Genomic DNA, 13751 nt, shown 5'->3' on the forward strand with positions numbered 1-13751 from the left:
ACCATTTTTACAGATTCCTCGGATCTTCAATTTTTCCAGTGATTGCAGATGCCGCTGCAACTGCTGCAGAACTAAGGTAAACTTCACCTTCGCTGCTGCCCTGTCTTCCTTTAAAGTTCCTGTTTGATGTTGAGAGGCTGACTTCTCCGGGTCCGATGAGCCCTACGTGTCCGCCGAGACATGGTCCGCAGCATGGGTTGCAAACAAGTGCTCCAGAATCTACGAAAATATTCATTAGTCCTTCGTTCAGCGCTTTGGTGTAAACTTCACGTGAAGCAGGGATTACAAGCATCCTGATGCTGTCTGAAACTTTGTTTCCTTTAAGAATTTTTGCAGCGTCTCTAAGGTCTTGAATTCGGCCGTTGGTACATGAACCGAGGAAAACCTGGTCTATAGGTGTTCCTTCAACTTTGGAGATTCCGTGGACATTATCCACATTGTGTGGGCATGCAATTTGTGGTTCAAGATCATTAACATCAATATCAATAATTTCAAGGGATTCTGCGTCATCATCTCCTTTGATTATATCATATGATTTGTTAGTACGGTTTTTAAGGTAGTTCACTGTTTTTTGATCTGGCTCAACGAGCCCTGTTTTACCACCCATCTCGATAGCCATGTTACACATAACCATCCTATCAGAAACTGACATGTTGCTTGTGGTTTCGCCTGCAAATTGGCATGCTTTATATGTTGCACCGTCAGCACCAACATGGCCTATTATGTTGAGTACCACATCCTTTGCATAGGTGTGTTCTGGAAGTGTTCCTTCTATGTTGAATTTAATTGTTTCTGGCACTTTAAACCATAGTTTTCCTGTTGCAAAAACCATTGACATGTCGGTTGAACCTATGCCTGTTGCAAAAGCTCCTAAAGCTCCATGTGTACATGTGTGTGAATCAGTTCCAACTACAATTTCTCCAGGGACTACATGCCCCTTTTCTGGGAGAACCTGGTGGCATACGCCTTCTCTAACGTCGTAAAAATTGGTTATTCCCTGTTCTTTCACGAATTTTCTCATTATCATATGGTTCGTGACAGCATCAAGTGAGTCTGCAGGTACCTGATGATCGAAAAGGATTACGATTTTTTCAGGGTCCCAGACTTTGGGTACTCCTATTTTTTCAAAAGCTTCTACAGATAAAGGTCCTGTAAGATCATGGGTCATTGCAACATCAATGTTGGACATGACCACGTCTCCAGCTTCTACCTCTTTCTTACCAGAAGCCTTTGCAAATATTTTCTCTGCTATTGTCATGGACATAATTATTCCTCCTGTTATTACATTTAAAATGATTTTTTTCCACCTATTAAGCACCATAACATGTGCTTAGAGAAGATATCGGTTTCAGTGAAGCCTATCTCTCTTAGACAATCCAATTGGGCTAAAAAAGGCTCGTGAATGTCATCTCCTTCCTGTTTTGGAATATGGGCGTTATCTAAATTTCTTTTTTTCCAGTTGCTGAATTTTTCCATCCATGCTTCATAAGATGAGGATAGATCATCAGAAATCGTGTATTTTTGTTTTTGGGCATGATAAATCCAATAGTAAAGGTTTTTTAAGTATGCATCTTCAGTCACTGTTTTCATTTCATCGATATTAAAAAACCAACCGCCTTCTTCAAGCATATCATAACATTTTTGGTACAGTTTCTTTTTGTTTTTTGTTTGAAGGTGGTGAATTGCAGACATGGATGTGATCACAGTGGGTTTCTCTGTAATTTTTGACTCCCAGTTTTTGCAGAAATCAGACTTGATATAATTCACTCTGTCTTCATATTTCTGTAACCTCTCCTTTGCAACAGACATGAATTCATCAGAAGAATCTAAGTAGTAGCAACTTGAATCTGGAAACTCTTTCAGTACCTTTTCAATTAAAATACCGCTTCCAGCTCCTAAATCTAAAAGAATGATTTCCTCAATATTTTCAAATTTTAAGATATCTATCGCGGCGTTCTGCAGGAAATCATATCCGGGCACAGTTATTTGACACATTTTATCATAGTTAACTGCCATTTTTTGCAGGTGAAAACGGTTTTTGTCTATTTGTTCCATAATAACATCCTTTACTATTTTTTAATTAATTTCTAATTAGTTTTGCGAAACTAACTATATTTTAAAAAAAATTACAGTCCTGATGTTGTAATTTTACCTACGATTTTAATGAAGTTCTCAACTTCATCTTCATTTAAAACATCCAAAATCTTTTTAATTGCATTTTTGTGAACTTGCATGTGTATTTTAATTATAGTCTTACCTTCAGGTGTTAACCCGAGGAAATAAAATCGTTTATCATCATTTGATTGAATTTTAGTCACGATGCCTCGATCTATCAGCTGGTTAATGGCGATAGAAACTGTAGATTTCTTAACACCCAACATCTTTGCTATTTCAGACACGCTTATATTTTCGTGCTTGTTGATTAACTCGATATAATACAGCTGGCGCAGGGTGAAATTTTTTAAAGCACCGCTTAAAATCTGATTCTGGAAGTTTCCCATCAGTTCGGTTAATCTATCAACTGCCTCTACCAGTTCAAGTTCATAAGTCATATGTTTCATCCTCTTGAGTAAATAGTTTTATCTAACTAACTATTATATAAATTTATTGGAGGGTTTTCACGTACTTATATTATTTTGCTAACTTTGAATAGTTTTAAATGCTTATTTTTACTTTTAAATCTGTTTAATGGCTTGAAATAAGAAAATATATTAAACAAAACGACTATAATTATAATAAATTGAATAGAACGAGGTGAAAAAATAGCAAATATCACAGAAATTAAATCTATTGAATTAATTTCTTTTACACGAATAGCATCTTCAACAGCTGCAATTTTAGTATTCATTTACTCTGTGATAATTCTAATAATATCTAGACTTGTAACAACTTTTATACCACATTTAGGTACGCTTGGTGATATTATAAATGGTATGGGTATAGCATCAGTTGTTATTCTCCCAATAACTACATATTTCCTGATTATGGCGGTAAGTTTTTTCAGTGGACTGCTTTATAACAGGATAACCTCCAGATTATGCGGTATAAAATTGAGATTGGATAACAATGAAATAACAGAAATACCTGTAAAAGCATTTTCTTTAATTATAGCGAGCATTGAAACAATATGGCTGTTTATTGTTGGTTTGTTTTTGGCAGCGGCAATCATACCTTTTACAAATATCATACTCATGCTAATTAACTTTACAGCTAACGCTATTGAAAGGAGCATAGATATAAGTGGAACAACTCTTTTAATCAATACTGTTTTAGGAACAAATGGAGCTGCACTGGCATTAATTTTGATAATTGGATTACCACTCGTAACCTTTGTATATGGAATTGTTAGCAATGGATTATTTGCAATATTCTACAATTATATAGCCACAAAATTTATCAGAATGCAGCTGGATATTGAAGTAATTTCAGAAAATCTGCACGAAATAAAATCTTTACCTGTCGTAGCTGCTGCAGCACCGCTTTCAGGCGCAGTTTTTGGTGCATTTGGAGTTATTATGGGCCTTATAACTCTATTATCTCTTGCTGTAACTGGAAATCCAAGCGTCGGAAATATAATAAATGACATTACAATCATTGCCTTAAATGGGTTAAGTTATTTTCTGGGTTATTTCCTGATTTTTGCTTTAATTGCGGTGATTTACAACTTTTTAGCACCTAAAATGGGGGGAATTAGATTAGAACTGGAATAAACAGTTATTGTTCCACTCTGAAGAGCAATGGATTTTTCAGTAAATTATTGTCATTGGAACCATTTTAGAAACTTTAATACAGAGTTCAACGTCGCTTTCGATAAATCTGCCCTTTGTATATCTTTTTTCATTATTAATTTGAATAAGTTTTCCATAAAGAGCTTTTGCATCTGCATTTGATAGTTTTTTTACAGTATCTGTTCCAGAATCTAAAAACATCCGTGCAAAAATTGGTCCAATCCATTTAACCCTTGATAAATCAGTTAATTTGGTTAATTCCAGTATTTCTTCTGGACTTATCTTAGTTTCAGCAGCTAATTTGGCTCTGTCCTCCTGAGTTTTAATTATTTTAAATAAATGGGCAGTATTTTTAATACCCTTGCTGTTTAATTTGTTTAAAGTATCTTTTTCAATGCCTGGAAACTTTTCAAGGTGCACTGGTTTAGGTAAATAGCTGTTTACTTCCCTTCTTAAAATTAAAATATAATCTTGAGGTAAGCCTGACCTTTCAGCAAATTCTTTAGCTTTTTTGGGAGTTTTCAATGAAGTTGATAGATCACTCAGATTTTTAATTCCTTTACTTTCTAAAATTTTAAATCTGGTATCAATTTGCTCTTTCAATATTTTTCTGCTTGGAAGAAGGTCTGCTTCTGTTAGTTCCTGCTTAAATTTAATTAAGGGGTACTTTTCAAGGTCAATATAATAGTCGTCAACCATACTAATCCAGGGTAATAATTTAATTGAGAATATATAAATAATTCAGGATTGTTTTACTATTTTTCAAACGTTTCCACCACTTCTTTAAGGTATTTCCTTATCTCGAGTTTTTGCGTGCATTTTTCCTCACAGTCACCGCAGTCATCACAAACTGATGCATTTGCATTTTTGGCTTTAATAAATGCATAACTTCCAGCGGGTTTTTCCATGTTCTGGTAAATGTACAGATCGTTTAAAATGTTCAGGTTGGTGGGAATATCGACCCCATTGGGGCAAGGCATGCAGTAATTACAGCCGGTACATCCAGCATGAATCCTTTCAATGTAAGTATCTTTAGCCTCCTGAATCAGATTTCTCTCTTCAGCAGTGAGGCTGTTCACATGTCCATTTTCTGCAATTTTAATGTTTTCTATAACCTGCTCCATTTTACTCATGCCGCTTAAAACCACATTCACTTCTGAATGGTCCCATAGGAAGCGCAGGGCCCATTCTACAGGGCTTCTTTTAACTGGGGCCTTATCCCATACAGCCTGAATATCTGGAGGAATATTATTTGTGAGACAGCCTCCTCGAAGTGGTTCCATAATTGCAGTACCGATGTCTCTGGCAGCCATATATTCAAGCCCTTCTTTTCCAGCCTGGAAGTCTTCATCCATATAGTTGTACTGAATCAAGGCGAAACTCCAGTTGTAAGAGTCTATAATCTCCTTAAAAAGTTCAATTTCGTCGTGATATGAAAAACCAGCGTACTTTATACGGCCGTCTTCAAGTGCAGAGTCCATAAATTCAAGGACATCAAGTTCTTTTAAGTTTGACCATGTATTTTTACCAAGACCGTGTAAAAGATAAAAATCTATACTGTCAGTTTGCAGCCTTTTAAGCTGCATATCCAGGTAATAATTGAGGTCTTCTTTTTTCTCGATATTCCAACTGGGTAATTTAGTGGAAAGATACACTTGATCCCTGTATCCTTCTTTTAGAACATTTCCAACAAATATTTCACTCATGCCTCCTTGTGTTGCATCGAGGCCGTGATAAGGGTAAGCAGTGTCAATATAATTCACGCCGTGATCTATGGCGTAATGGAGCATTTCTGTTGCCAGCGGTTCATTTATTCTTTCAGGGTTGTTGTCGATTATTGGAAGCCTCATGCATCCAAAACCGAGTATTGAAACTTTTTTCCCTGTTTTTCCAAAAGTTCTGTATAACAAAAAGAGTCCCCCTAAAAAGGAATTATGTTAATTATTTGGAATTTATTTTTATTATAATTTTATAGTAAAGTTAGAATTAAAAAATAGTGAGATAAAGTATATCTCTTAATTTTAGCTACTTCTCAAAAGTTTCAACTGCTTCTTTAAGATATTCCCTTATTTGAAGGTTTTGTGTACATGCTTCTTCACATGCGCCACACTGATTACAAAATGAAGCACTCATTCCTTTGGCTATTAAGAAGGAATAGTTTCCAGACGGTTTTTGCATGTTTTTATAGATGTAAGTGTCGTTTAATAGATTCAAGTTCAGTGGAATATCCACTCCCTGAGGACAGGGCATGCAGTAGTTACAGCTTGTGCAGCCAGCATGCATTCTTGCACTGTAAGTTTCTCTAACTTCTTCAATTAGATTTCTTTCATCATCTGTAAGAACATTGGCGTGGCCCTTTTCTGCAATATTTATATTGTCTACAACATGTTCCATTTTACTCATGCCGCTTAAAACCACATTAACTTCTGGCTGGTCCCATAAAAAGAGCAGAGCCCATTCTGCAAGGCTTCTTTTAACTGAGGATTTATCCCATATTGCCTGAATGTCTAACGGAATGTTGTCTGTAAGGCAGCTCCCTCTAAGCGGTTCCATGATTACAGTCCCCATTTTGTCTGCTGCGTAGTTAAGTCCTGCCCTTTCTGCCTGAAACTCCTGATCGATGTAGTTGTACTGGATCTGAGAAAAATCCCATTTGTAAGAGTCCACAACTTCCTTAAAAAATTCAAGTTCATCGTGGAATGAAAAGCCAACATGGCCTATTCTGCCGTCTTCAACTGCAGAGTCCAGGAATTCGAAAACGTCTAGATTCAGCAGCTTTTCCCAAAAATTCCTGTGGAGACCGTGCAGGAGATAGAAATCTATCCTGTCGGTTTGTAGTTTTTTGAGCTGTTCATCCAGAAAGCTGTCAAAGTCTTCCTTTTTTTGAACAAGCCAGCTGGGTAATTTGGTGGAAAGATACACCTGATCCCTGTAACCGTTTTTCAATGCATTTCCAACTGCAATTTCGCTCATACCTTTGTGATAAGGATAAGCTGTATCAATGTAATTCACGCCGTGATCTATGGCGTAATGGAGCATTTCTGTTGCCAGCGGTTCATTTATTTTTTCTGGTTTATCATTAAGTATTGGAAGCCTCATGCATCCAAAACCAAGTATTGAAACCTCTTTGCCTGTTTTTCCGAAATTTCTGTATAACAAGTGATAATCCTCCGATAAAACTGATTTGAATTAATGAAAATTCATTTCTAATTTACATGTAATAGATTGAATAAAATAGAATGAATTAATTTAAGTAATTTACCCATCCAGGTTTAAAAGATATTAACTTATTTTCGGTGAAACATTAAATCACATCGGCATTCACCGTGTAAAGGTGGCAACATATTTAACTGTTCTATAGGATGTTTTTTATTGTTTTCATAGGCATTTTTACATATTTCACATGCATCATCTTCAGATATTGCGCTGAAGAATTTATATCCTGCACCATAATACTCATACCAGTCAGCGAGGTTTTCAATCCTCCGTTTTTCGCTTACCGCTACTTTATATGCATCACCGTCTGTTAATCCTTTAGTTTTGAGTATTTGGGTTATTTGTTCTGCCGATTGACCTTCCAGCATGGCACTTATCATTATGTGCATGATCCCTGTTCTTTTAGCTTCTGCTTCAGGAGCATAACTTAAATCATAGAGTTCTTCAATGGACGCGACAGCGGCAAGTAGTTCTACATGCCCTCCAAAGTGCACTCCGCCTGTTTCCTGGCTTATGATATCATTTATTTTTTTATTCATTGCTGTGATGACTCTGTGCAGTTGTTCAGCTTTCATGGATATACATTAATTGAACTTATTAAAATCATTTTTTTCAATTTAAAAAGGGGAATCTAAAATTTTATAATAAGTATATACCTGCTAAAATCTCTAATTTTTGATATTTATCGCTAATTAACACTTGATCTGTAAATAATGGGAATCGTAAAATAAAATGTAGAACCTTTCCTTGGAGAAGATTCAACCCAAATATGGCCTCCATGACGGTCTATAATCCTTTTTACAATTGCAAGTCCAATTCCTGCACCTTCATACTCTCCAATAGCATGTAACCTTTTAAACACTTCAAAAATTTTATCAAAATACTGGTCTTCAATTCCCATGCTGTTATCTTTGACGGAAAAAATCCATTCATTGTCATCTTTTTTTGCTGAGACGTGAATCTTTGGTGTTTCATCTTTTTTTCGGAATTTTAAAGCATTATCAATTAAATTCTGGAATACATTCACTATCTGATTTTCATCTGCAAAAATGGGTGGAAGGGGATCATGGGTTACTTCAGCATGGCACTGGTCTATTGAATACTGTAAATTGGATAAAGCAATATCAAGTGCTTTTTCAGTGTTAATTTCTTTAAATTCATTACCTTTAGCTTCAACATGAGAGTAGTCCAGTAAACCTTGAATCATGCTTTTCATTCTCTTTGCATCACTGACCATGTATTCAAGGAATTCATCAGCATCAGGATCTAACTGTCTTTTGTAACGCCTTTCTATAAGCTGGGAATAACTGGTTATTGTCCTGAGGGGCTCCTGCAAATCATGACTTGTAATGTGGGCAAAACTCTTTAATTCTTTGTTGGAGCGTTCTAATTCTCCCAAATTTTTCTTTAATTCATTATTTGCTTCTTTACGTTCTCTATCAGTTTTGTTAAGGGATAGAATACTGCTCCACACAAAAATACTCAAAATAATAAGTACTGAAAGGGTATATAACACTGTCCCGAAAGCTGTATCATAATAACCTAAATTCTGCCCTAATATCCGTAACCACCCAAAAACTATGGAAATAATTGCCAGCACAAATAGGATCCTGAGTCCAAATATGCTCCCATATTCTCCACTGGTCAATACCCTCATAAAGCCTGTTTCAGGACGTGCAATAAGAACAGCAAAAGATATTAACATAAATCCTATTCCTGCATAAATGGAAGTTGCAGTATAATAGGATATCTGGTAAAATTCTGATGCATCATATAAATAGCCTAAAAGAACCATTAAAGAGATAGTACTCCCTAAAATCATTAAATACTGAGTAGGAAAGTGATTATTTATTTTTTTATCAATAATTAAAAGTGCAGCACCGGTTATTATGTATTCAATTGCTCCAATAAATGCTATTCGATTTGGTGAGGAAGTTTCAAGTGTTCCAAATGGTTCTGTAAATAATGTTTGATCTATACCTAAATTAAAGTTGAATAAATGTTCAATGAGGGCAATCAACCCAATTGATAATACTATAACTGCTAATACTTGTGCAATATGTCTATTTCTTTTGTTAATCCTTTTTGTCTGTTGCAGCCATAAAGAAGCTCCTATTAAAATAAAACATAATGCAGAATTGAATTTAATGGTGGGGAAATCAGGACCTGGGCTTTTGAGGAGAGGAATATTAAAAGCCCATCCAATGAATATAATAACTCCAATTATAATTATTACAATGCTTAAAATTTCAGAAAACCTTTTTAAATTAGCTCTAAAAGTAATGGAGTTGCTTAAATCCATCTAATTCCTCATAATACTAAAATTAACAGTTGCCATTGGATTAATATTACTTATTATATTTTGAGTATTACTTACATTTTATTATTTTTTTAATGGTTATGTTTTTATTAACTCAATAAAAGGTAACTACTGCAAACAGCATCGTCTGAATGTTTTAAGTGGCTAACAAACGTAATTTTGATAATTGTAAGTATGTGGAGTAAAATGTTAGATTTATTTAAACAGCGGTGTTTTAATTTACATTTTAAATCTGGATGTAGAAATGCTTTTTTTAATTTAAAGATATAATTTAGTTAGGTAATGATTAGAGGGGACTAATATGAAATGTATAGGATCTAAAAAGCGATTATTCTTATTAATTATATTAGCAGTATTTGCAGTAGCAGCCGCTTCTTTCGCTTATTATGTTACTGATTATTATCATGCAGATAGTAAAGCTGAAGCTGCACTTAAATCAACGGATGTTTATAATGTTACAGATACAGATAACTCTATTACATTTACTCCTACTCAAAACAGGAGCACCACGGGAATAATATTTTATCCCGGAGGCAAGGTCCAGCCTGAAGCTTATTCTGTTATTGCTTCTAAACTTGCTGCAAAGGGATACACCACGATAATTGTGAAAATGCCTTTTAATTTAGCTTTCTTTGGAGTTAATGGTGCAGATGATGTTATAGCTAAACATCCTGAGATCAATTCATGGATAATTATGGGCCACTCGCTGGGAGGTGTTTTCGCGTCTGAATATGCTGTAAATCATCAAGATAAAATTAAGGGAGTGGTATATTTAGCTGCTTACCCTTCGACAAATGCTTCAAATGCCACTTTTAAAGCATTATCAATTAGAGGTTCTCTGGATAATCTTACGACAGCTCAGGATATTTCTAATAACAAAAATAAGTTCCCTGCAAATACTGTCTTTATCACTATTCCTGGTGGTAACCATTACAATAACGGTAACTACGGCCCTCAAGCAGGAGATAACAACAGTACAATCACAAGGGAAGAGCAGCAGAATAAAATTGTGGGTCACATACTTGAATTCCTTAAAAATCTTTAGGCAGCTAATTTAGTATCAGCTATCCTTATTTTGGTATAAACTGCTTGGCTAAGAAATCTGTTTAATATTTATAATCCTGCTTAAAAGCATTTTTTATATGAATATGGGCAGTATTGCCTCTAAATTTTTATATTTTCCATGCTTCATAGATTAAAGTCATTTTCATAAATTTAAGTTAATGGAATAGCACATAAAAAGAAAAATGATATATATTAGTAGTTTATACAGAAATTTAGGGGAATGTGACTCTATTGAATTATTCTATGGTGAGAAAATTGATTAAATGTCCGGAATGTGGATCAAATAATGATGATAATTACAATTTCTGCAAATCATGTGGGAAAAAATTGGTCAAATATAAATTCTGCCCAGAATGTGCCCATAAAAATGTCGATACCGCCCGATTTTGCGAAAATTGTGGTATGAGTTTAACATTTGAATTTGATGGTGTAAAAAATCAAAATAACGTAAATGACTATGGTGGAATGGTTTCATTAGATTTAACTCCTGCGGAATCACTTATGATCATGGATCATGGTTTTTATCAGGGTTATGGAACTGCACTACAAGAACTGCTGAAAGTTACCTTGATTGACCTTGTTTTTAAAGATGTTTTTAAATTAGAGGTTAGAGAAGTTGAGAAGAAGGGTTTATTTAGTAGTAAACTTGTTAAGGAGACCTACCTGCTGGAGGGGAAAAATTTTAACATGCCCCTTAAACCTCATGAGGAGGTATTCAGGAAATATTTGCCTGGCAAAGTAGATAGTAAGAGACTTAAAAAGCTTCAACAGCAGGTTTACCGCCATTCAAATGATTATGCAAAGAAAAAACTGTTAGAGCCATTGGCTTTAGAAGGTTTTTTTGATGTGGAAAAGAAATTTTTGGGAAAAAAGTATTCATTAAGCTATAAAGGGTTAGATGCGCAAGAAATGATCTTTAAATTGAAAGAAGATGGAAAAGACCTCGAAAATTGGATAGAAACAGATCCAGGAAGAGCTAAGGCATACATTTTAATGGGAGGGTCAAATATCTTCCTGACAGATGATTACTATTTCGAATGGTTTAAGAATAATTCTAAAAAAATAAGCGCATTATTTGCAGGTGCTGCAGTTGTAGGTACTGCATATGCATTTAATAAAGTCCGCTGGTACAGTGCATTTAGACACCATTCTCAAGGTATAGATTTTGATGACTTCGATGATTTTACTAGCTTTGATGACAGCTTCAGTGATATATTTTCAGATGTTAGCACCTTTGATGTGTTTGATTCAATGGATTTCAATGATTTTGATTCAGGATTCGACAGCGGAGGCTTTGACGGTGGCGGTGATTGTGGAGGGGGCGGTGACTGAAGCAGACCTCAAATATATTCCTAAAACTGTTTACTAATCAATAAGGATTATTTTATTAACAAGAGATCCTTAATCAGGAAATGACTCCTAAAAATCGAAATATAATATAAATCTATTAAGTCATTGGTGAGAAAATTGATTAAGTGTCCTGAATGCGGAGCAGATAATGGAGAAAATGCTCGTTTCTGTAGTTTATGTGGAGCAAACATTTATAAATTTTGTCCAGAATGCGGTAAAAAGAATATTAAGGCTGCAAACTTTTGCATGAATTGTGGTGCGAGTTTTGAATCAGAAATAAATAGTTTAGAAACTCAAGATAAGGAAATACCTAACTTTCAGGATGATATTTTCAGTGATGATTCTGGTAAAAAAGTTTCATTGAATTTAACTCCTGCTGAATCTCTTATGCTTTTAAACCCTAAAAAATATGTGGGGCATAAAGAATCACTAAATGAATTGTTGAAAGTGACTTTAATAGACCTTATATGCAAAAATGTCTTTAAAGTGAATATAGAAGAAGGAAAGGCAAATATATTTGGCAGGAAAAAAGCAGACATAATTTATTTGGAGGAAGGGGAACTTTTTGAAATGCCTCTTAAACCTCATGAAGAAATATTTTTAGAATGTTTGCCATCTGAATCAGATAGTAAAAGATTTTGGATACTTCAAGAGCGTGTTTACCGTAAAGCTCTTCAATATAATTATGCTAGGAAAAAATTGCTCGAGCCATTATTTTCAGACGGCTTTTTTACCATTAAAAACGGATTTCCACGAAATAAGTATGTATTAAGTGATAAAGGGATAGAAGCTCAGGAAATAATGTTAAAATTAAAAGATGAAGGGAAAAATCTGGAAAATTGGTTAGAAACAGATCCTGGGAGAGCTAAAGCATACCTGCAAATCTGCGGTTCAAATATGTTCTTAATTGATGAACATAATTTTAAACGTATTAAAGATAATTCTGAAAAGATTAAGGCATTATTTTCTAATAAAAAAGGTTGCGCTGGCCCATCTATACATTATAATCATGGCTGGTATCCTGTATTTATGCAGAATTCAGATAATAATATATTTTCAAATGAGGATATAGATCGTATTTTTAATTCAATCGATGCCAATAATTTTGATTTTGGATTTAATAATATAGAAAGCAATAATGGATCTAATAGTACCAGTTATGATAGTTATAATCATTATGGATGGTCTGACAGTTCCAGTTATGGTACAGGATCTGATGGTGGATTTTGGGGTTCTGATGGTGGAAGTTCTGACAGTAGTTACGGCGACGGTGGAGGATCTGACGGTGGCGGGGGCGACTGCGGAGGAGGAGGCGATTGTGGCGGTGGATTTTAACGAGGTTAGTGTTAATCTCCATATGTGTACTGATTAAAACCTTCTTTTAATAAAATTTTTAACCTCTTTTTAGGGTGCGAATTTAAATCAACTATCTTTATTTTATTAACAAGTGAACACCTTGATTGAAGAAATAAAGCGCAAATATCACGAGTACTGCTCCAAGGATCCGCATAATGTAAAGATAAGGTTTCCCTGTAATGAATTCACGGGATTTCCCTGCAGCGAAGGCCAGAACTATTTTTGAACCCACTAAAAGAACATAAAAGCCTATAATGAACATTAATGGAGCTAAAATACTGCCTGTGTAAGCGGTTATGATTATGGGTCCTCCGACGGTTATCCAGAACAGGTAAGGTGCGGGATTTAAAAAGTTAACTGTTGCTCCTTTTTTAAGTGATTTTGGTTCTTCTGCTTCAATATTTTCAGTTAGTTCTCTTGTTTTGAAACTTTCATAGGCCATATAAAGTAGGAATAAACCTCCAAGAATCGATATGATGCCTAAAATTGAGCTGTATCCTGCAACAAATGATAAGAATAACAGGGATACTACTATGATTGGTAAGTCTGTGATTAATGGAGAGAACGCGACTTTTATACCTTCCCTGTGGCCGTGTTTTAGGGTTTGGGATATTAGTAAGATGAGTAGGGGGCCTGGTGAGAGGCCGGAGTAGAGGCCGAGGGTGATTCCTGCAATGAGTAGGTTGAACATTATTTTGGTGTCTCCTAGAATTTAA

At 35.0% G+C, this 13751-nt stretch carries 13 protein-coding genes; 4 read left to right on the plus strand and 9 right to left on the minus strand.

What is annotated here, in order from left to right; translation table 11 throughout:
- Window positions 1-7: 7 nt before the first annotated feature.
- From hacA to EJ01_RS09160, 3 genes are all read right to left on the minus strand, one after another.
- On the minus strand, window positions 8-1264 hold the full coding sequence (hacA, locus tag EJ01_RS09150; RefSeq protein WP_048081761.1) for a homoaconitase large subunit: 1257 nt from the start codon (window positions 1262-1264) through the stop codon (window positions 8-10).
- Between the two features lie 23 nt (window positions 1265-1287).
- Window positions 1288-2055, minus strand: coding sequence for a class I SAM-dependent methyltransferase (locus tag EJ01_RS09155; protein ID WP_048081762.1), 768 nt, complete (start codon window positions 2053-2055; stop codon window positions 1288-1290).
- 71 nt (window positions 2056-2126) lie between these two features.
- On the minus strand, window positions 2127-2552 hold the full coding sequence (locus tag EJ01_RS09160) for a MarR family winged helix-turn-helix transcriptional regulator (RefSeq protein ID WP_048081763.1): 426 nt from the start codon (window positions 2550-2552) through the stop codon (window positions 2127-2129).
- A gap of 381 nt (window positions 2553-2933) precedes the next feature.
- Here EJ01_RS09160 and EJ01_RS09170 point away from each other — a divergent pair, with 381 nt between their 5' ends.
- Window positions 2934-3710, plus strand: coding sequence for a hypothetical protein (locus tag EJ01_RS09170; RefSeq protein ID WP_052376022.1), 777 nt, complete (start codon window positions 2934-2936; stop codon window positions 3708-3710).
- Window positions 3711-3746: 36 nt separating this feature from the next.
- Here the strand turns inward: EJ01_RS09170 and EJ01_RS09175 are convergent, their stop codons facing one another.
- From EJ01_RS09175 to EJ01_RS16510, 5 genes are all read right to left on the minus strand, one after another.
- Window positions 3747-4427, minus strand: a complete 681-nt coding sequence (locus EJ01_RS09175; protein WP_048081766.1) for a DUF4332 domain-containing protein — start codon at window positions 4425-4427, stop codon at window positions 3747-3749.
- A gap of 56 nt (window positions 4428-4483) precedes the next feature.
- A complete protein-coding gene (locus EJ01_RS09180) occupies window positions 4484-5638 on the minus strand; it encodes an aldo/keto reductase (protein WP_048081767.1) in 1155 nt (384 codons plus the stop codon).
- Between the two features lie 115 nt (window positions 5639-5753).
- Window positions 5754-6887: an aldo/keto reductase gene (locus tag EJ01_RS09185; RefSeq protein ID WP_048081768.1), complete on the minus strand. Its 1134-nt coding sequence runs from the start codon at window positions 6885-6887 to the stop codon at window positions 5754-5756.
- Between the two features lie 128 nt (window positions 6888-7015).
- Entirely contained in the window at window positions 7016-7519 is a 504-nt protein-coding gene (locus EJ01_RS09190) for a structural protein (RefSeq protein WP_048081769.1), read from the minus strand.
- Between the two features lie 113 nt (window positions 7520-7632).
- The gene (locus EJ01_RS16510) at window positions 7633-9246 is read right to left on the minus strand and encodes a sensor histidine kinase (protein WP_052376023.1); all 1614 of its coding nucleotides are present in this window, start codon (window positions 9244-9246) and stop codon (window positions 7633-7635) included.
- A 319-nt stretch (window positions 9247-9565) separates the two neighbouring features.
- Here EJ01_RS16510 and EJ01_RS09200 point away from each other — a divergent pair, with 319 nt between their 5' ends.
- The 3 genes from EJ01_RS09200 to EJ01_RS09210 all read left to right on the plus strand — a co-directional run bounded on the left by EJ01_RS09200 (window position 9566) and on the right by EJ01_RS09210 (window position 13014).
- Complete coding sequence (locus EJ01_RS09200) at window positions 9566-10309, plus strand: alpha/beta hydrolase (RefSeq protein ID WP_048081770.1); 744 nt, start codon at window positions 9566-9568, stop codon at window positions 10307-10309.
- Between the two features lie 275 nt (window positions 10310-10584).
- On the plus strand, window positions 10585-11661 hold the full coding sequence (locus EJ01_RS09205; RefSeq protein WP_048081771.1) for a zinc-ribbon domain-containing protein: 1077 nt from the start codon (window positions 10585-10587) through the stop codon (window positions 11659-11661).
- A gap of 135 nt (window positions 11662-11796) precedes the next feature.
- A complete protein-coding gene (locus tag EJ01_RS09210; RefSeq protein WP_048081772.1) occupies window positions 11797-13014 on the plus strand; it encodes a zinc ribbon domain-containing protein in 1218 nt (405 codons plus the stop codon).
- 97 nt (window positions 13015-13111) lie between these two features.
- On the opposite strand, the gene EJ01_RS09215 is transcribed toward EJ01_RS09210, so the two are convergent.
- Window positions 13112-13726 carry a LysE family translocator gene (locus tag EJ01_RS09215; protein ID WP_048081773.1) on the minus strand — a complete coding sequence of 205 codons (615 nt, stop codon included), beginning with the start codon at window positions 13724-13726 and terminating at the stop codon, window positions 13112-13114.
- Window positions 13727-13751: the final 25 nt, after the last annotated feature.

The sequence above is a fragment of the Methanobacterium veterum genome (assembly GCF_000745485.1).
GTDB classification, from domain to species: domain Archaea; phylum Methanobacteriota; class Methanobacteria; order Methanobacteriales; family Methanobacteriaceae; genus Methanobacterium_D; species Methanobacterium_D veterum.